The 20094-nt window shown below is 31.9% G+C and carries 22 protein-coding genes; 11 read left to right on the plus strand and 11 right to left on the minus strand.

Going from position 1 to position 20094, the window contains the following annotated elements; genetic code table 11:
* Nucleotides 1-656, minus strand: a 656-nt coding sequence (locus AC8GF4_RS10590; protein WP_506594528.1) for a hypothetical protein, incomplete at its 3' end; no start/stop codon positions are given.
* A 192-nt stretch (nt 657-848) separates the two neighbouring features.
* On the opposite strand from AC8GF4_RS10590, the gene AC8GF4_RS10595 reads away from it, so the two are divergent.
* From AC8GF4_RS10595 to AC8GF4_RS10605, 3 genes are read left to right on the plus strand one after another with little or no spacing between them, the layout of a single operon-like run.
* The gene (locus AC8GF4_RS10595) at nt 849-1730 is read left to right on the plus strand and encodes a hypothetical protein (RefSeq protein WP_506594529.1); all 882 of its coding nucleotides are present in this window, start codon (nt 849-851) and stop codon (nt 1728-1730) included.
* Between the two features lie 46 nt (nt 1731-1776).
* Nucleotides 1777-2130: an STAS-like domain-containing protein gene (locus AC8GF4_RS10600; protein ID WP_264564553.1), complete on the plus strand. Its 354-nt coding sequence runs from the start codon at nt 1777-1779 to the stop codon at nt 2128-2130.
* Nucleotides 2117-2659 (plus strand): PIN domain-containing protein, encoded by a 543-nt coding sequence (locus tag AC8GF4_RS10605; protein ID WP_506594530.1) that lies wholly within the window; start codon nt 2117-2119, stop codon nt 2657-2659. Before AC8GF4_RS10600 ends, AC8GF4_RS10605 begins: the two co-directional genes overlap by 14 nt.
* Nucleotides 2660-2810: 151 nt before the next feature.
* Here AC8GF4_RS10605 and AC8GF4_RS10610 read toward each other — a convergent pair whose 3' ends face one another.
* From AC8GF4_RS10610 to AC8GF4_RS10655, 10 genes are all read right to left on the minus strand, one after another.
* Entirely contained in the window at nt 2811-3830 is a 1020-nt protein-coding gene (locus AC8GF4_RS10610; RefSeq protein WP_506594531.1) for a hypothetical protein, read from the minus strand.
* Nucleotides 3831-3834: 4 nt separating this feature from the next.
* Nucleotides 3835-6282 (minus strand): hypothetical protein, encoded by a 2448-nt coding sequence (locus AC8GF4_RS10615; protein WP_506594532.1) that lies wholly within the window; start codon nt 6280-6282, stop codon nt 3835-3837.
* Nucleotides 6283-6624: 342 nt separating this feature from the next.
* Nucleotides 6625-6882, minus strand: a complete 258-nt coding sequence (locus AC8GF4_RS10620; RefSeq protein WP_506594534.1) for a hypothetical protein — start codon at nt 6880-6882, stop codon at nt 6625-6627.
* Nucleotides 6872-7180 (minus strand): hypothetical protein, encoded by a 309-nt coding sequence (locus tag AC8GF4_RS10625; RefSeq protein ID WP_506594535.1) that lies wholly within the window; start codon nt 7178-7180, stop codon nt 6872-6874. Before AC8GF4_RS10625 ends, AC8GF4_RS10620 begins: the two co-directional genes overlap by 11 nt.
* 12 nt (nt 7181-7192) lie before the next feature.
* Complete coding sequence (locus AC8GF4_RS10630) at nt 7193-7546, minus strand: hypothetical protein (protein WP_506594537.1); 354 nt, start codon at nt 7544-7546, stop codon at nt 7193-7195.
* Complete coding sequence (locus tag AC8GF4_RS10635) at nt 7543-7767, minus strand: hypothetical protein (RefSeq protein WP_506594539.1); 225 nt, start codon at nt 7765-7767, stop codon at nt 7543-7545. The genes AC8GF4_RS10630 and AC8GF4_RS10635 overlap by 4 nt, the downstream gene beginning before the upstream one ends.
* Before the next feature lie 18 nt (nt 7768-7785).
* Nucleotides 7786-9537 (minus strand): hypothetical protein, encoded by a 1752-nt coding sequence (locus AC8GF4_RS10640; protein ID WP_506594540.1) that lies wholly within the window; start codon nt 9535-9537, stop codon nt 7786-7788.
* Between the two features lie 81 nt (nt 9538-9618).
* On the minus strand, nt 9619-9831 hold the full coding sequence (locus AC8GF4_RS10645; RefSeq protein ID WP_269223638.1) for a hypothetical protein: 213 nt from the start codon (nt 9829-9831) through the stop codon (nt 9619-9621).
* A 5-nt stretch (nt 9832-9836) separates the two neighbouring features.
* Nucleotides 9837-10094 (minus strand): hypothetical protein, encoded by a 258-nt coding sequence (locus AC8GF4_RS10650; protein ID WP_506594542.1) that lies wholly within the window; start codon nt 10092-10094, stop codon nt 9837-9839.
* Nucleotides 10091-10252: a hypothetical protein gene (locus AC8GF4_RS10655; protein WP_506594543.1), complete on the minus strand. Its 162-nt coding sequence runs from the start codon at nt 10250-10252 to the stop codon at nt 10091-10093. The genes AC8GF4_RS10650 and AC8GF4_RS10655 overlap by 4 nt, the downstream gene beginning before the upstream one ends.
* A gap of 243 nt (nt 10253-10495) precedes the next feature.
* On the opposite strand from AC8GF4_RS10655, the gene AC8GF4_RS10660 reads away from it, so the two are divergent.
* From AC8GF4_RS10660 to AC8GF4_RS10695, 8 genes are all read left to right on the plus strand, one after another.
* Entirely contained in the window at nt 10496-10843 is a 348-nt protein-coding gene (locus AC8GF4_RS10660) for a helix-turn-helix domain-containing protein (protein ID WP_506594545.1), read from the plus strand.
* A 65-nt stretch (nt 10844-10908) separates the two neighbouring features.
* Entirely contained in the window at nt 10909-12363 is a 1455-nt protein-coding gene (locus AC8GF4_RS10665; protein ID WP_506594547.1) for a class I SAM-dependent DNA methyltransferase, read from the plus strand.
* Entirely contained in the window at nt 12360-13568 is a 1209-nt protein-coding gene (locus AC8GF4_RS10670; protein ID WP_506594548.1) for a restriction endonuclease subunit S, read from the plus strand. The genes AC8GF4_RS10665 and AC8GF4_RS10670 overlap by 4 nt, the downstream gene beginning before the upstream one ends.
* Nucleotides 13568-14974 (plus strand): KAP family P-loop NTPase fold protein, encoded by a 1407-nt coding sequence (locus AC8GF4_RS10675; RefSeq protein WP_506594550.1) that lies wholly within the window; start codon nt 13568-13570, stop codon nt 14972-14974. The genes AC8GF4_RS10670 and AC8GF4_RS10675 overlap by 1 nt, the downstream gene beginning before the upstream one ends.
* 98 nt (nt 14975-15072) lie before the next feature.
* Nucleotides 15073-16128 carry a helix-turn-helix domain-containing protein gene (locus AC8GF4_RS10680; protein ID WP_506594552.1) on the plus strand — a complete coding sequence of 352 codons (1056 nt, stop codon included), beginning with the start codon at nt 15073-15075 and terminating at the stop codon, nt 16126-16128.
* Entirely contained in the window at nt 16129-16626 is a 498-nt protein-coding gene (locus AC8GF4_RS10685; RefSeq protein WP_506594554.1) for a PIN domain-containing protein, read from the plus strand.
* Between the two features lie 3 nt (nt 16627-16629).
* A complete protein-coding gene (gene hsdR, locus AC8GF4_RS10690) occupies nt 16630-19032 on the plus strand; it encodes an EcoAI/FtnUII family type I restriction enzme subunit R (protein ID WP_506594556.1) in 2403 nt (800 codons plus the stop codon).
* A gap of 310 nt (nt 19033-19342) precedes the next feature.
* A partial coding sequence (locus tag AC8GF4_RS10695; protein WP_506594558.1) for a site-specific integrase occupies nt 19343-20094 on the plus strand: 752 nt, incomplete at its 3' end.

Here is a 20094-nt window from a genome sequence, read left to right on the forward strand (position 1 = left end):
ACGGTTTTGCGATTGCCTTTGGGGGCATTCAATCCAAAATGAGGTAAATTAACTTCGGTGTCGTGTGCCATGGTATGTATGGGTTCTCGGTTATTATTCGTCGTTCCGTCAATGATAAAATAGCCTTCGCTTATGTTGCCTGTTTCCTGATTCAAAGGCACAATGACATACACGTGGGTAAATAAATCAGGGCGAAAACTCGGTTGTTTTATTTGCCTTATGTAATGTCTAATCCCTAAATTCACTAACAAACAACTGGCGAAAATCGAATAGGTTTTGCAATCAACTCCCTCATTTCGTTGCTTGAACGCACAAGCTGGACTTCTTAAATTTTGCTCCATTCCATCCGCCTTGTACTGAATGTGATGGTACAAAAACCAATAGATTTTGTCACAGGTTTCTTTTAAGGATTCCCTTTGCAAAAGAGTTGCAACTTGCTTGGTTTGGTCGTTGTACTTGATAACCATATCCTTAATCATACGAACTGTATCAAAAGTATTGCCGTTGCCTAACTTTGTTTTATCACAAGCAACTTTAGGAAACAACGGCTCGTACTCTTGACCGCCTAATAGTTTTCGTTGTAACAAGCTATCAATGTCCATTTTCGTTTCGTTCTTGCTTAAGGTATCAGGCTTTCTTTTGTTTCTTGAACTCAAAGATCAAAAGCTTTTTTTTAAGAATTGGGGGGTTGGGGAGGATGGAACGGCTTTGCAAAGGATGGGGTAAAGTTGCAAAGGGTTTACAAAGAGTTTGTATTTTTTTTTGAACAGCACTTGTAACCTTAGCTGATAGTGGTAGTGCTATTTTTTGGTTAATTTTAATTACATTTGGTTAGAATTATGATAAAAATGATAATTACAATCCCTAATGATATAAAAAGTGAGTTTGAAGGTTATGATTATATTATAACTTGGATAAATAAATACAAAAATGTTAAGAACACTGAAATTACGTTTGATTTTGGAAAAGTTACATTTCTTGAAGCAAACTTGTGTGCTTTAATCGGCACAATTTTTGAAATGTTGGAATCAAAAAATAATTTGATTAAACTTAAAAATATTCAGCCACGTGTAGAAACAATTTTAAGAAAAAATGAGTTTCTATTACCTTTTGGCTTCCAAAAAATAGAAGACCAATACGATACGTCACTTAAATATAGAAAGTTTACTCCAAATGATGATGTTGGTTTTAATAATTATATTCAGGAAGAATTATTAAAAAAGCCTCAATTTCCATCACATAGTGAAAAATTAGGAAAAGAAATAACAAGAAATATTTTCGAAATCTATGAAAATGCTAGGACGCACGGTCAATGTGATTATATTCATAGCTGTGGTCAGTTTTACCCAAGAAAACCAGATAAGCCGTTACATTTCACAATTGTTGATAAAGGTGTAAATATTAAACAAAATGTTTCAGCTTTTTATAATGAAGACATAAACGCTTCTGAAGCAATAGAATGGGCAATGAAAAAAGGTAATACGACAAAAACAGGTGATACTTCAGGAGGTTTGGGATTAGCCGTTATTTTTGAATTTATAAAACTTAACAAAGGGAAGATTCAAGTTATATCCTCGGATGGTTTTTATGAATATAAAAATGGGAACGTCACAAAAAATAAATTGGCTTCTATTTTTGAAGGTACTATTGTAAATATAAAATTTAATTTAAATGATCAAAATCATTACTCATTGAGTAGTGAAGATGAATTTTTTGAAAATATATTTTAAAAGATGTAACTTTACAGTCATTTATTAACGAAATAATTATATTACGATGAAACATTTAATTATTAAAGATATAATTAATTCAGAATTAGCCGTTTCTACAGAAAATGGAGAAAAAGTTTTTGAAATAGTAGATTCTTATCTTCAAAAAAAAGAAAAAGTAGAATTGGATTTTGCTGGTATAACTATAATGATTACTGCGTTCTTGAATGCTGCCATAGGAAAGTTATATGGTAAAAAAGAATATACTCCTGCATTTCTTAACGAATACTTAAAACTTGAAAACGTTGATTTAGAAGATCGTAGCTTATTTAAAGATGTTATTCAAAGAGCTAAAGAATATTTTGCAAATAAAGAAGATTTTGAAAAAAATTCTAATAATGCGATTTATGGCAACGATTAAAGCACAAGATTTTAAAATTGGCTTTACTGATCAATTTTTTTTTGACACAAATATTTGGTTATTGCTTTTTGGAACAGTCGCTGGTTTTCAAAGTAAAGATCAAAGAATTTATTCTAAACTTTTAGAAGATTTAATAACGAAGGATAGTCCTATTTTTATTGCATCTGTAGTTATTTCTGAATTCGCAAATGTCTTACTACGAAGAGATTACGATCAATGGATTTCTATTGAGAAACCCGTAAATGTAAAATTTAAAAAAGATTTTGTAGGAACTAAACGATATGAAGATTCTGTAAACACAATAACAAAATCTATAAATAAGATATTAAAATTACCAAATATTCAAGCTGTTCCAGATAGTTTTCATTGTATTGATAGAGAAAGTATTTTGAATAATTTTAAAATTATTGATTTCAATGATTCATATATTTTTGAACTATCAAAAATGAATAACTTTAAGATTGTAACTAACGACAAAGATTTTCAGAAGTTAGATTCAAAAATTGATATAGTTACAACTCAAATTTAGCCTCTATTTTCACGCATTACCGCCAACGTTATGCCACTTTGAGATGGCTGGAAGTTAGTAACCGATCAATTTTCGGCTTAACGAAAACTTGATTCGAAACTGCAATTCCACTAAATTCTAGCTATATCAAAATAGCTCTTATATAAAGCCTTTATTTTTCTTTTTCTAAAATTCTAATTATCATTTCTAAAGTTCTAATTGTTACTTCATAATTTTCGCCTTCATTTTCCGCTTCTGATATTATTAAATTATCTATGTTGTGAGCCAAGTTAGTAAATTGAATGTCTAATTTTCTTTTTTGAAGTATAGTTGAAAATCTAAATTGTTCAACTTGGAGCATTTCTGAGAAATCTTGTAAAGTTTGTTTAAGAGAACTATGACCATTTATTTTATGTAAATTATCTTCTTTGCATTTTATTAATTCATCTTTGATTTGTCCAAATAAGCTTAAATACATGGTATTATCTCCTCTGATCAATTTACGAACTGCTATAGAACTTACGTTAAAAAGTCTATTTATCGCAATTTGCAGAGAAATTGTTGATATTTTAGGTAGAACATCATCGGTTTTTGTTTTTATTTCATCAATTTGTTTAGTTTTTTCCAACAAATCATTTGATTTTTCAATTGCGTCATTAATAACTTTTTTATCTGGGATTTCATCAGTTATTTTCTTTAAAGCAACAACTTCGTTATTAATTAAAACCAAATCTGAACTAATGTTTTTTTGATTTTCTTTCAAATCATCATAACTTAAGAAATTTATTACTAATGGAACAAATATTCCAAAAAGTGCTAGAAAACCTATGCCAATAGCCATATATAGATTTAGCCTATCAATGTCTTTATCGATTAAAGTTACTGCCTTATTCTTTTCATTGTAAATTTCTTCAGCTAGTCGATTAAGATTTTCATTAATTTCTTCAATGTTCTCCTTGTTTAGAACAATTATTTTTTTTGTTTTCTCATACTTACTTACGTCAAATAGATTTGTTTTTAATGTTTTAAGATTTTCTAATTGACTTTGTTTTTCTTCTTTATATTCTTCTAAATTGTTACATAAAGAGTACCATTGAACACAAAACAACAATGAAAAAATAGCCGTAAACCAGATTAGTAAAGAATAAATCTTTTTATTGTAATTTTTTAATTCTTTAGATGTATTTGCCATAATTTTAATTTACTAAAGTTTGTTTTGGTAATTGATATAATAAATTCCAAAAATTTTCACCGTTTTCAAATTTATTAGGAATTTCTTCTTTATCCTTAACGTCAAACATTCTAGTAATTAATGTTTTGTCAATAATTAAATCATTTTCAATCTCTGAATATTCTTCAATTGCTTCAATTGCGCTGGTAAATACTAAATCATCATGAGTAAACAAAATAAATTGCAACGACATTTCTGGAGTATATTTGTGAAACAATTTAATTAACTCTTTGAAAAATTCTGTAAATGAAATTTTATTAATAAAATCACTTGCGTAGAATAGATCATCCATAACTAGTGGTAAATTAATTTTATATTTTATTCTAGTTGCTAATGCAATGCTTAAACTTATCATTAAACAGAATAGCTTAAATCTGAATGTATTAAAATACAAATCAGGTGTTGTTTCTTTGTTGGACTTTAAGTCTATAATTTTTGCAATTATAATTTTGCTCGTATATTGTTCTCCATCAACTTTATAATTATAGTCTTCAAGTTTTATTTCTAATTTAATATTTTCATTTTTAGAAATAAAATCATTCATTATTTGCTCAATGGTATTTTTCATTGGTTCAAAAGCTTCTGCCACAAGCTTATCTTTTCTATCATTAAACTTTAAATTATAGTTTATTATTTCAGATTTAATTCTGTCAAAATGACCGACTATTTTATTTGCATTTTCTAATTCTGGTTTTAAGTCCGAATTTCTTTTTTCTAGAGATAGTATTGAATTTTTAATCTCATTAATTTCTTGCTCTAATTTTAGAGTTTTTTGTTCTAGTGAAAGTTCATCACTATTTGAAGATAACTTTTGAATTTCAATTTCTATCTGAGATTTTCTCTCATTTATATACAGAATAGCTTTCAATGAAAAACTTACAAAATGGTCATGAAATATTATTTGATTTTCATCAATTAAATTAAATAATCTTTTAAAATCTATTTCAGTTGGAAACTGAATTTTAGAGAGTTCGTTTAATAAGTCAATTAATTCATCATCATTTAGCTGCGGTGATAATTCAATATATAATTCGTTTTGTTTAATATTTATCGAATCTAAATTTTTGAATTTTGTTAATTCAATTCTTTCAGTTTCTATAATGTTGTAGAACTTTCTTAAGTCCTTAACTGTCATAAGTAATGTACTTGTTAACAAACGGAAATTTTCTCTTATTTCCTTTTCGACAACTTCAATATCTTCTAGTTCTTTTAATCTTTTTTCAACTTCAGAATTAATTTCTTCTTTAGATTTATTTGAATTTAAACAAAAAGGACAATTATCATAGTAGTGAAGCAAATCTTTACCAGAGTTTAAAAAGTTTTTCTCAATGCTATTTTTTTTACTAATATTTTTTGATAAATAATTTTGATAACTTTTTACATAATCATTAATAATCTTGTTATAAGATTCTTTATTGAATACAATATCAATATCTTTATTTAAAAAAGTACGTAATTGTTTTATATCATGAGTTGTGTCATTTTTTTCAACATTTTTATCTTTCCCTTCCTTCAGATTATTTAGTTCTTGAGACTTCAATTTTGCTTCTTCAATTCTTTTCTCAATGGTTGTAATGTTTGTTGTAAGTTCGCTTTGTATAGTATCTCTTGAAGTATATTCTTTTCTTCGTTTATAATTTGGAATTTGTTCGGAAACATTTATAAAGTTTAAAAACTCATCAAGACCTAAATTTTTAGCAATAATGTTATGAAAAGAATAATCTATGTTTGGATTAGAGCTATATACGTTTCTTCCGTTTTCTATAATATCGAATTCAGTAATAAAGTGACTTTTAGGATTGAAAATGTTTACTAATTCTGGTTCGAAAATTCTTTTATCAATTGAATAAACACCTTCAAATGTTTCTATTTTACATATCGGCTTTCCACCATTAGGAAATCTTTCTAAATAGTTTAAATAATCATTATCGTTTAGTGATTTGAAATTTTGTGTTCTTAAATTTTTCTCGCCGATGTCATTGGCAAAAATCATCTCTAATGCAGAGAAAATGGAAGACTTTCCATTGCCGTTATTAGCTAATACTATTGAATTATAAACAGAATTATTATCTTGAAAGAGGTTTATACCATAAGGGATATTATTACTTTCTTCTTTTGACGGAATACCCCTTACATTTGAAATTTCTACATTTTTTATTCGAAAGTCTTTATTTAAATATTTTGATGTATTAATTATTTCATGATTAGATTCAAGTTCTGTTGATAAACTTCCAAAGTCAAATTCTTGGTTATCTGATATTTTATAAAAATTCAGTAAGCTTTCAAAAAGTCCCTCCCTATTCATTATATTGAGATTTTCGTAATAAAAAGCAATTACCTTCGCAATTTTACTTTCATTATTTTCTTCTAAAGCTAATTCAATAAGGGTTTTTCTAAAATTAATTGTGTTCATATTTAGAATTTGTTTAAAAGTAATAATTTTTAAATGAAAATGAAATTTCTTACTAGCACTATTTTAAGGTTACACACAACTAATTTATATGCGCCACAAACCCTCGTATATTCCAAAAAAATTCGGTAGCTTGACGAAAGTCCAAATCGTTTTCGCTTTCCAAATATATACAAGTTATATTACACTATCTTACTTTTAATAATTAATAATTCTTTCACTATGGCGATGAAACAATGAGAAGTTTTCTTTTCGTCCTAACAAGAAAACAATCAGGATGCAAATATCATAACTGCTTTTAAAAAAGTATAAACTACTAGTATTATTACAATAAAAATCAAAACGTTATTTTGAGCAAAAATCAATTCTAAGCCTACTTCTTATTAGAAAGGAGTATTTGTCCTTTCCACCATCTAAAACCTTGTTAAAAAGCTTTAATTTAAGTTGTTCGTCATTTATGAAGTTGGAAAGCTTATTAGCAGAGGTTAATTTGGTATTTTTTGATGGGTTTTCTTTGGGATTTTCGAGAATTCGAATGATAAAATTTCGATTGATAAAAGCGTTTGTTGGGTTGCTGGATGGGATAGCGTATTTATGAGACATGTTTGATTTTCTTTAAAAATTGTTTGTTTTTTAGTTCAGCTTCTCGGTATTCGTTAAGTTTAATTTTCAACTCTTCTGACAACAAATAGCCATCAGGAGTTCCGTTTCGGTCAATAAAAATCAACGCTTCTTCGGTTTTGATGTTTTTGGCATTCAATCGCATTCCTGGGGGAATATCTTTTCGGGTTTCGTTGATAATGGAATTGATTTCACTTCGGATACACTTTTCTGGCATTTGGCTCAAATACAGCTCTTGCAACTCTTTTTTGTTTCGGATATAGTACAGTGTTTTTAGCATTTTTCCTAGGTTTTAATTCAAATTGGTTAGTTGTTGATCGATACTATTTCGGGTTTTCAAAAGGACATTTTTTTGATAAGCATTAAAAAAAGCTATCTCCCAATGACATACAATTAAAAGTGCCGTTGCTTCAAAAACAGTCATGCGAACAGAAATACAATTCTTGAAACTCAACTCGATTTTGTTGCGAAGCTTCAAAGACAAACGACTTAAAATATCCATCAAAATACAACTGACATAAAAATCAAAATTGCCCTTTCCTTTGCTAATTTGCTTTTCGGCTCGTTGCTGAATAAAAGCATTGATTTGTTCTCGTAGCACCTCAATTTCGTATCGGGTACATTTTTTTAATTGAATACTGGTCATAGCTTTTTTTCGGCAATTAGGTTTCCATTTTCATAAAACTGGATCACATTAGTAATTTTTGCAAGGGTATGTTTCTCGAATCGCCTTAGCATACTTTCTATAATGCGTTGTGAATTCCGTTTGTTTTGATTGATTGGCGACCACCAAACCGCATTTTCTTGCTTGCTTTTGGTAAGGATAACCATTTTGATTTTAGAAGCTTCGGGTGCAAATACTGGCATAGTTATAATGGAATTAGGTTAAAAATCACTCAAATCATATTGTACAAAATCAGTTGCAGCCACTACTTTCTCAGTACTTTTCAAGCACTTTTTTTCAATCATTTGGGGTAACTTTTCCAAGTATGACGCAGGCAAATTCTTTTCGACATAATCAAATAATTGCGGTAGTGTAATTTTGTTTTTGAAAAAGCGATTGACTTCATTTTCACATTTTTTAGCGTGATTAATTGCTTCTTTTCTGCGTTGTGCATTACATTCCTGTTTCTTTTTTATGGCTTCGTATTTTGCTTTTCCCTGCAAATGTTCGTTCCATTTTAATTTGGTGTATTCAAAGCCAACTTCTTTTGCCGTTTTTCGGGTCATATCAAAATAATCGAAGGGAAATAATGGAGGGAATTCATTTTTCACAAACCATTTTCTGGCCCATTCCGTACGCCAACGCATTTGCTGAATATCATCCACAATCGAAGCTTTATTAAAGGCTTCTCCAGTAAAAGCAATCCATTTGTATTCTATGTACAACGAAATGGCTTTTTTCCATGAACCTGCAAATGGTGTAGTATTTTTGTAAATTTTAGAAATACTCTTGAAAAAATCTTGGATTACCAATAGCCTAAAATCTTCTTTGAGCATTGTTCCAGAATAGGCTTCTTTGAACAAGTAGCGAATATCAATCGGTTTATAGTTGTTGTATTCTTTGTTGGCCAAGTTTACCGCCAATTCCTGAGGGTGCAAGATTAGATTTTGAAGTTTATCCGATAAACTAGCTTCATTTTTAACAGTTTCCGAACGCGCCACCTCAGTTGGATTTTGCATCTTGCTGGCTGGTGTTCCTGTAAAAAACAAATGAGAAGGCGTGACCGAAGGGAACTCCTTTTTAAAAAGAGAAATGTTTTTCACATTCTCTTTCTTTTGAGATTCATTTAAAGATGTTCTAGTACTCTCATTGTTATCAGGTAAAACTTTCTCGCTTTCAGGGGTAAAGCGTTGATTTTCAGAAGTTGTTAATTTTGAAGTTTTGAGGTCTAAAACAGTCAAAATTTCAGGATTAATATGCAATTCTACAGGTCTATTTTGACCTTTGAAGACATAATCTACAAACACACCACATTCCTCCAAACGCTGTCTATGATTCCGAACTGTTTTACTACAAAGGGATAAACTATTCACACCGTTGCGCTTCAACTCGGTTACTAAAAACGAATTGATTTTAAATTCTTCAATAGGTCGAATGGCTGTTACGCCCAGTTTCATATACTGTTCATTGCGCTTCATCAATTGAGAATTATAGAGATGGAGTAAGCTTTGAAAAACCAATTCTGTAGCATACTTAACCGTTTGGATTTTCTTTTTGCAAATAATCATTCCGTATTCATTGCAAAAATCATCTACACTTTGATTAAAAGCTCGTGGTTTTAAGGATTGATTTTTCTTTGCAAACAGAACAGAAAATGTTTTTTGAACATCGGTTAGTTCATTATTTCTCAGAAACAATCTAACATTGTGGTTGTGCTTATCTATCAATTCATTCTCGGCATTCGTTTGAAAATTATAGCCTGAAATGTACTTTCGGTAGTTATCCATTGTGATGGAAAATGCTTCCATGGTTATTGCAGGATAAACTGCCATGATTCTATTTTCGAGTTGCAAAGAAGTTGCAACGGTCGTTGCAATGCTTTCAAGGGTTTTGTTTTTATGGTCTGTATTTCCAAAACCAAAAAGATGAGAAGCTAATGAAAAAACATTGCTATCTAAAGAGTTATTTTTCATAGTGTCAGTATTTATCCTTGCTGTATCGGGCCAATAGACCCGATTACAACAAAGAATTTTCAGCATTTGCTGGAGGTATTTTTAGGATCTACGTTTGCTCTTGAATTGGGTAGCCAATAAATTTTCAGTTACACTTTCTAAAGTCCAATTCTGTAAGGGTTTTGATTTTCTAATTTTTCGAGGTTCAGGTCTTCCCACTTCTTTATCGATACACAAGGCGAGTTCTTTCAATTCCTCGGGAGAAAGAAAGATTTTTGCATTGTTAAGTATGGATAAAACTTTGGGATTGTTCATTGCCCTTACACTTTAAATAATCGTTGACGTTTGAGTTGTAGTGCTTTTTTGGCTTTTACGGTTTTGTTGACCAATTGCATAATAGCCAATTCTACTTGTTCATTTTCACGCATTCCATTGACAAAAGTGCGGATGCTTTGTCTCGTGTAGTCTTCGCCAATAGCGTTTTTGATTTTCTTTTTTTTCAAATGCAAGGAAATTGTGGCAGAGTACTGCTTTCCTAAAGTTTTAATAATACTGATTCTTTCTTGGTTGTTAATCATATTTCAAATTGTATTTGGTAACTAAAATCGTTTTGTAATTCTTTCAAGTCAGCATTCTCAATTTCAAAATTCCACGGTACATAAATGGTTCGAAGCGTTGCACTATATCTCAATCCTACTCTTCTCAATTTTTGATGCAATCGGTATCGCCTATTCATTTTTTGGGTTCGTATCATATTGCTAGTGCACTACTTAAACTTAACAGCAATCAAAAAATCCTTTGTTTGCAACATTTTACGCCGTATAGCGATAAATTGCAACATATATTCGTTACCTTTGCGGCTACATTTACGCTACAAAGGCGTACAAAGAACAAAATCAACTATTGCAAATATATGCAACAAATGCAATATTTTGCAATTTTTATAAAAAAATACCACAAATTTCCAAAAACAAATTTCATGCGACTGATTATCAAAGAAGTGAGAGAAAGCAAAAAACTAACTCAAGACGAAATCGTTGAACTTTCAGGTATAAAAAAGCGAACTTATGTAGATTACGAGAATGGAAAATCAGATATTCCGCTCTCAAAATTGCAAAAAATAGCAAATGCCTTAAAAGTTAACCTGTTTGAATTGTTTGAAGGGTACAATGAAACTTTGGCCGAAATGAGCCAAAATAGTTTATTCACGAAAATGCAATTCGAAATTGAAGCTTTAAAAAAAGAAAACACAGAATTAAGAAAAGACAAAGCCTTTTTCCAATCCCTATTAAAACCAAATGACCACGATAAAAGTCAAACCGCATAGTAGTATGCGAGTGGTTTGGAAGAGAGAAGAAGAAGAAGAAGTAACATATTAAAAAAGTAAAATTAATGTTTGAACAAACTTTCAAAAATATAGACGACATTCTGCACAAAGATGCAGGTTGTGGTAGCGAATTAGATTATGTAGAACAAACCTCTTGGGTATTGTTTCTAAAATATTTGGATGATTTAGAAAAAGACAAGGAAACTGCGGCACTACTTACAGGAAAAGAATACACGAATATTATTGATACCGAATTCCGTTGGAGTGTTTGGGCTGCACCAAAAGACAAAGATGGCGCACTGGATTATCACAAAGCACTAACTGGTGATGATCTTGCTGACTTTGTAAATATTCAATTATTTCCTTACCTCAAAAAATTCAAGGCTACAGCCGAAAGTGCTGATACTATAGAATATAAAGTTGGGGAGATTTTCTCGGAACTAAAAAACAGAATCCAAAGTGGCTACAACCTACGTGAAGTAATCAATCTTATTGACCAACTACGTTTCCGTACCCATGCCGAAAAGCATGAAATGAGCCATTTGTATGAATCGAAAATACAAAATATGGGTAATGCTGGGCGTAACGGTGGTGAATATTACACCCCTCGTCCCTTAATTAAAACGATTGTAAAAGTAGTGGCTCCCGAGATTGGCAATACTATTTATGATGGTGCTGTTGGTTCTGCGGGATTCTTATGCGAGGCCTTTGAATATCTGAAAAACAGCAAAAACCTAACGACCAAGGATACCGAAACTTTGCAGAAGAAAACCTTTTACGGCAAAGAGAAAAAATCATTGGCCTACATTATTGGCACAATGAATATGATTTTTCACGGCATAGAAGCACCCAATATCATACATACCAACACCCTTGCCGAAAATCTTTCGGACATTCAGGAAAAAGATCGTTACGATGTGATCTTGGCCAATCCTCCTTTTGGGGGTAAGGAACGTGCCGAAGTACAACAAAACTTCCCGATAAAAACAGGGGAAACCGCTTCGTTGTTTATGCAACACTTTGTAAAAATATTGAAAGCAGGCGGTAAAGCAGCGGTGGTCATCAAAAACACCTTTTTGAGCAATACCGACAATGCCTCTGTGGCGTTGCGTAAACAATTGCTAGAAAATTGCAACTTACATACGGTTTTAGATTTACCAGGAGGAACCTTTACAGGGGCTGGTGTAAAAACTGTAGTCTTGTTTTTTGAAAAAGGAAGTGCTACCCAAAAAGTATGGTTTTACCAATTGAACCTCGATAGAAACTTAGGCAAAACCAATGCGCTAAACGAAAAAGATTTAGAAGATTTTGTATGCCTACAAAAAACTTTTGGCGAAAGTGAAAATTCTTGGTCGTTAGACGTAAAAAACATTGACCCAACCACTTTTGATTTGAGTGCCAAAAACCCAAATAAAAAAGAAGAGGCTGCCTTGCGTAAACCTGCTGCAATTTTAAAAGAGATTAAATCTTTGGATGAAGAAAGTGCCGATATTTTAAACTCAATCTTGGAACTGATATGAAACAAGGTTGGGAAATAAAAACATTTGGTGAAATCGCTCATGTTGAATACGGATTTACGGATAAATCAACAGAAGAAGGTGATTATAGATATGTTAGAATTACAGATATTGACAATAATGGTGAATTAATTTCAACACAAAAAAAGTATCTTAAACATTCAAAAGAAGCTGAAGGATTTTTAATTCGCGATAATGATTTACTTATGGCGAGAACAGGCGCGACATTTGCAAAAGTTCTTCTATACAAAGATTTTGAGCCTTCTGTATTTGCATCATACCTTATTAGAATTAAATTCAAAGAGAAAATTGAAAATAGACTTTATTGGTATTTTGCAAAGACAAAATCTTATTGGGACCAAGCAAATAGCCTAGCTTCAGGTGCAGCCCAACCTCATTTCAACGGCGCAGCTGTTAAGCAAGTAATATTTTCATATCCAAAATCACTATCAGAGCAACAACGCATCGTTGCCATTTTAGATGAAGCCTTTTCTGCCATAGCCAAGGCAAAAGCCAATGCAGAGCAAAACCTCAAAAATGCTAAAGAACTTTTTGAGAGTTATTTGCAAGGGGTGTTTGAGAATAAAGGTGAAGGTTGGGAAGAGAAACTGTTGGGAGAAGTTTTAGTTAAAACCGAAACAACTGACCCTACTAAAAAACCAAATGAAGAATTTATTTACTTGGATGTTTCAAGCGTAAATAAAGAGACAAAAGAAATAGAAAATGCTACAGTTCTTCTTGGCAAAGATGCACCAAGTCGAGCAAGAAAATTAATAAGAACAAATGATGTGATATTTGCGACTGTAAGACCAACACACAGCAGGGTTGCTTTAATTACAGAAGAATACGATCAACAAGTTTGTAGCACAGGCTATTTTGTATTAAGAGCAAAAGAGTTTCTTAGCAACAACTTGGTTTACTATTTCCTTTTGACCTATGGTTTTAATAAACAAATGGAGAAACTTCAAAAAGGTGCAAGTTATCCAGCGGTAACCGATACCGAAGTAAAAGGAATTTATATTAAATTTCCTAAATCCATAGATCAGCAACAAGCCATCGTACAAAAACTCGATGCACTTTCTGCTGAAACCAAAAAACTCGAAGCCATTTACCAACAAAAAATAAATGATTTGGAAGAGTTGAAGAAATCTGTGTTACAAAAGGCGTTTGCTGGGGAGTTGACTGGTAAAGAAGAAATACTAGCCTAATGAAAATTAAGCACCACGAAATAGTACCCAATTTAGATCATCCGTTTGCAGAATGCAAATTGGGTCGAGAGCCGTATGCCAAAGTTTTAACAGATATTGTCAGTACCTATGCCGATGGTTTTGTTTTAGCCATAAATAATGAATGGGGATCTGGCAAAACCACTTTTGTAAAAATGTGGCAACAACATTTAGAGAAAAACGAATTCCAAACCATTTATTTTAATGCTTGGGAAAACGATTTTGACAGCAATCCTCTGATAGCCTTAATGTCAGAATTGGAAACGCTAACCAACGAAAGCAATAAGACGGTTTTTAAATCGGTAGTTGAAAAAGGGGCTGTTTTGTTAAAAAACATTGCCCCAGCCCTTGCTAAATCTTTGCTTAAAAAATATGTTGTTGACATTGATGACATTTCTCTTGATGCTATTGAAAACGCTACAAAGGCATCAACCGAAATTTTAGAAGAAGAAATAAAAGCATACACTTCTAAAAAGAAAACTATTGTCGAGTTTAGAAAAGCATTAGAGAATTTTGTAAAAAAATCAGATAATTCAAAACCGTTAGTCTTTATAGTTGACGAGTTAGACAGATGCCGTCCTACTTACGCTGTAGAAGTTTTAGAACAAATTAAGCATTTCTTTTCCGTTTCGGGAATTGTGTTTGTACTTTCCATTGACAAAAAACAACTATCGAGTGCCGTAAAAGGTTATTATGGAAGCGAACATATAGATAGCAACGAATATTTAAGAAGGTTCATAGATTTGGAGTATTCCATTCCAAATCCGCCCACAAAAAATTTCATTAAATATTTATTTGAATATTACTCTTTCAAAGATTTCTTTGGAACTCAAGAGCGACTACAATACTCTGAACTTCGTGATGATGAAAATAATTTCCTAATGATGGCTGAATTTCTATTAACGAAATCCAACACCACATTAAGACAACAAGAAAGAATATTCGCACTCACTAGGTTAGTCCTGTGTTCCTTTAAAGAGAACGAATATACTTTCCCCCAAGTCTTGTTCCTTTTGGTCTATGTCAAAATAATGCAAGATAATGTATACACAAAAATTGAGAACCATGAGCTTTCAATACAAGGATTAAGTAACGCCTTGTATGACATATTATTTACAGAAATAAAAGACATAACCAGAATAAATTTAGGCTATACAGAAGCATTGATACTCTGGTTTTACAACAACAATAGAGAATATCCTAATAAGATTAACTTGATGGAAAAAAACTTAGATAACAAACCCATTAATCTCATAGAATCAAAACTACTGGATAAAAACGACAAATTAATTGATCATTTTCAACACATAGACAGACAGAGATACGACTATTTAAAATTGGATTTTTTGTTGAAGAAAATCAATTTAACTGAAGCTATCAAATTTTAAAAGAGCACTTTATTGAAAATAAAGTTCTTGATTAATCATCAAACATGGTTGACAATATTATAATAATATGTATATTTGTCAACCAAAAAACATAACAGATGGAAGCAATTATAGGGCAAAGAATAAGAAATTCTAGAATTTACAAAGGATTATCTTTACAGGAAGTAGCAGACAATATTGGTGTTTCCAAACAGATGATCAATAAGTATGAGCTTGGAAAATCAGTTCCTACAAGTGAAAAATTAATTGCCCTTTCCAGATTATTTAATCAAAAAATTGATTACTTTTTTAGAAAACCTGAAGTTACAATTGGTGAAATCAGCTTTAGAAAGAAGAGTAAATTTGGGGCTAAAAAAGTAAATTCTTTAAAAGAAGAAATTAGAATTCAAATAGAAAACTATTTGTTTATAGAAAATATTTGTAATGTTTCTAACGCCTTCGAGAATCCTCTTAAAAACAATAGTATTCAGAACGAACAAGAAGTAAAAAACGCTGTCAATATACTGAGAAACCATTGGAATATTGGTCAGGATGCCATTCACAACATAATCGAATTACTGGAAGACAATCATATAAAAGTTATTGAAGTTGATGATAACAGTCAAAAATTCGATGGATTGGCAACTGTGATTGACGATAAATATCACATAATTGTGATAACTAAAGTAATGCCAATAGAACGCAAGCGCTTTACTTTATTACACGAATTAGGGCATTTATTACTTCCTATTGCTGATTTAGAAGAAAAACAACAGGAAAAGTTCTGTAATGTCTTCGCCTCAGAAATGCTATTATCAGAAGCCAATCTTATTTCCGAATTAGGTAATCAAAGAAGCAGGATTTCTTTTGAAGAATTAAAAAACGTACAGGAAAAGTACGGCATAAGTATTTCTGCAATTGTTTACAAGTTGGGCGAAATCAGGATTATGTCTTTGGAACGTGTCAAGAAGTTTTACCAAAATTTAAATTTCAACCCTGTTTTAAAAGAGGCTGTAGAAAAACCCAGATATGACGGAACTGAGCAATCCATTAGATATGAAAATTTGGTTTACAGAGCCGTTTCTGAGGAGTTAATTTCAATGAGTAAGGCATCATCTTTATTAGAAATCGGATTGGATGAGTTAACTAGTAAATTAACTTCCAATTTAAGATAGATGAAAATCCATATAAATGATGCCAATATATTAATTGACCTTGTCCGTTTGGAATTGGTTGTTTCTTTTTTGGCTTTAAACTTTGAACTCTATACGACGGACTTCGTTTTTGCCGAATTAGAACAATCACAACAAGATTTATTAAATTCAGAACAACTGACAAAAATCGCATCATCTGTAGAAGATATGCAAGCAATATTTGATTTAAGTCAAGAAAATGTTGGTTTAAGTTTTGAAGACTGTTCAGTTTGGTATTTTGCAAAAAACAGAGGTGGCGTTTTAATAACGGGCGACGGAAAATTAAGAACAAAAGCTAAAGCTTCAGGAATTGAAGTGAAAGGAATTATCTATATCATCGAGCAAATCAAAGAGCAAAATCTATTAGCTGTTTCAGTTTGTGTTGAAAAGTTAAAAATGCTATTACAGATTAACAACCGACTTCCCATAAGTGAAATTGAAAAAAGAATTCAATTGTGGGAAAATGAAATTAACCTTTAAGGTATGAACGAAGCCGAAACAAGAGCAGAATTAATAGACCCAAAACTAAAAGCTTGCGGTTGGGGAGTTGTAGAAGATTCAAAAATTCTTCGGGAATACAACATCACAGCAGGTAAAATACAAACAGGAGGCATCCGAGGCAAGAAAACAATTGCCGACTATGTCTTAGTTTACAAAGGCATTAAGCTCGCTGTTGTGGAAGCAAAAAGTTGTAATTTAGGAGTAGGTGAAGGCGTAGCCCAAGCGAAACAATATGCAGAAAAACTTAAACTAGAAACTACTTATTCTAGTAATGGTAAAGAAATCTACAGTATCTGTATGAAAACAGGTGCAGAAGGTTTAGTTGATAGCTATCTTTCGCCTGATGAACTTTGGAACAAAACTTTTGCCGAGAAAAACGAATGGAGGGAGAAATTTGCAACCGTACCATTTGAGGATAAAAGTGGTACATGGCAATTGCGTTATTATCAAGAATTGGCAGTTTTAAAAACCTTAGAAGAGTTATCGAATGGTAGAGACCGCATTTTACTAACCCTTGCCACAGGAACGGGAAAAACAGCAATCGCTTTCCAAATAGCTTGGAAGTTGTTTCAAACTCGATGGAATCTAAAGCGTGACGGAAGTCGAAGACCGAGAATATTGTTTTTAGCCGATAGAAATATACTGGCAGATCAGGCATTCAATTCTTTTTCAGCATTTCCTGAAGATGCATTGGTTCGAATTAGTCCAAAAGAAATAAGTAAGAAAGGAAGCGTTCCAACAAACGGAAGTATCTTTTTTACTATTTTTCAAACATTTATGTCTGGAACGGATAAAGAGGGAAATCCTCAAACTAATTTCGGCCAATACCCTACCGATTATTTTGATTTCATCATCATTGACGAATGTCACCGAGGAGGCGCAAATAATGAAGGGAATTGGAGAGGAATTTTAGATTATTTCTCGCCCGCTGTTCAGTTGGGATTAACTGCAACACCAAAACGAAAAGACAACGTTGATACCTATAAATATTTCGGAGAACCTGTTTATGTTTATTCTCTAAAAGATGGGATAAACGATGGATTCCTTACTCCTTTTAAAGTGAAACGCATCAAAACTACCCTTGATGATTACATTTTCACAAGTGATGACCAAGTAGTCGAAGGCGAAGTCGAAGAAGGTAAACGCTACGAAGAAAAAGATTTTAATAGAATTATTGAAATCAAAGCTAGGGAAGCAAACCGTGTCAAAATTTATATGGATGAAGCCAATCAAAAGGAAAAAGCAATTATCTTTTGCGCCAATCAAGAGCATGCCTCTGCGGTTCGCGATTTGATTAATCAATATAAAACATCAAATGACCCTAATTACTGCGTTCGTGTAACTGCTAACGATGGAGAAATTGGAGAACAGTTTTTAAGAGAATTTCAGGATAATGAAAAAACTATCCCAACTATACTAACTACCTCACAGAAACTTTCAACAGGAGTTGATGCCCGAAACATCAGGAATGTAGTTTTAATGCGTCCAGTAAATTCAATGATTGAATTCAAACAAATTGTTGGAAGAGGAACACGAATGTTTGACGGAAAAGATTTTTTTACAATTTATGACTTTGTAGATGCCTATAAACATTTTTCTGACCCCGAGTGGGATGGAGAAGCTGAACCTTGTGAAATTTGCGGGCAATTAGTGTGCGAGTGTCAAAGCCAACCCAAACCAAAACAAGAACAAAAGGCATGTTTAGTTTGCGGACAATTATCTTGCATCTGTGTTAATGAACCGCCACCACCTTGCATAAAATGCGATCAAACTCCATGTATTTGCAATAAAAAAGCGAAAGTAAAAATCAAATTACGAGACGGAAAAGAACGTGAAATTCAAAAGATGATTTCTACTTCTTTTTGGAGTTCAGAGGGTAAACCAATTTCGGCAGAAGAATTTTTGAATAATCTTTTTGGTGAATTACCAAAACTATTCAAAAGCGAATCAGAATTAAGAAAATTGTGGAGCAACCCACTCACTAGAAGAACCCTATTAGAAAAATTGGAAGATGCTGGCTTTCCTAAAAGTGATTTACAAATTGTGCAACAATTGGTAAACATGGAAAAAAGTGATTTGTTTGACGTCTTAGAATATGTTTTTAATGGTAATTATCAATCAATGACTAGGGAACAACGAGTAGCTGCTTCACAAGCCACGATCTTTGCATTGCTAAACGACAAACAAAAAGAATTTATAGAATTTGTGTTAAGCAAATATATAGAAACAGGAGTAGAAGAACTTGACCAAGAAAAACTTCCAGTTCTTTTAACTAACAAATATCAATCATTAGAGGATGCAAAAGGAATTTTAGGTGACGTTGCAAACATCAGTAAATTATTTATTGAATTTCAGCAACATTTGTATAACGAAAAAGTTGCTTAATAAACCTACTAAAGAATTAAAATCAAAAAAAAATAGCAAAAAAAGGAAATAAAAACAATTCAAAATTTTAGCTTACCTTTGATTCCATAAGTAAAAAATCAATTATAAACAGAACACTCAAGCGCACACGATTTACATCATTTTTAACATATTTATGCCTTGCGAACCCCAGTAAACACTGGGACAAAAATACAGACCTCAAATTCATAACCCTGAGGTCCCGAGTTCAAATCTCGGTCTCGCTACTAGGTTGAAAAATCAAAAAACACAGATTTTATGCGGTTTTAAAGCAATTTAAAACCGTTTTTTTATGCCTAAAATTATCGACCTCTTATCAAATGAATACGCTAACGCATACGATTTGGAATACAAAAGTCAATATTCAGCACCTAAAATATACGATGCAAACGGTGATTTATCGAAGCGTTGGTACGTATATTATTCCTACAGAAATCCTGCAACTGACAAGCTAGAAAGACAGACTCCTATCTATGCTGGGGTAAACAAATTCAAAAATCTCAAGGAACGCAAAAACGCTATTAAGATTTTAGCCAAAGCTGTTGAGAATATTTTAGAAAACGGCTTCAATCCATACGATGAAGATTCTGTTTCAGTAAATGAAACCAAAAACTACTCCATTGCTGATGCTGTTACTTTTTCTTTGGAACTTAAGAAAAACACTTTAAAAGATAATAGTTATCGAGATTATAGAATTCGCATCAAATCTTTTGAAAAATGGCTTTTGGCCAACGGTTTTGAAAACCGATACATTACATCGGTCAACAAAAAAACAATTGTTACGTTTTTGAATAGCGTTTTATCTACAACCAGTGCCAAGAACCGAAACAACACAAGAGCTATTTTATCTATGTTTTTTCAGTCATTGGAAGACAACGACATTATTCCAGACAATTTTGTCAAAAAAATCAATGTCTTAAAATCCAATCCTGAGCGAAACAAAACCTATAGCAGTAAACAAGAAGTTGACATTTTCAACTATCTAAAAAGTAATGATGAATTAATGTTACTGTTCATTCAATTCATTTCTTATAATCATTTACG

The organism is Flavobacterium rarum (SeqCode), assembly GCF_965234445.1.
GTDB lineage: Bacteria > Bacteroidota > Bacteroidia > Flavobacteriales > Flavobacteriaceae > Flavobacterium > Flavobacterium rarum.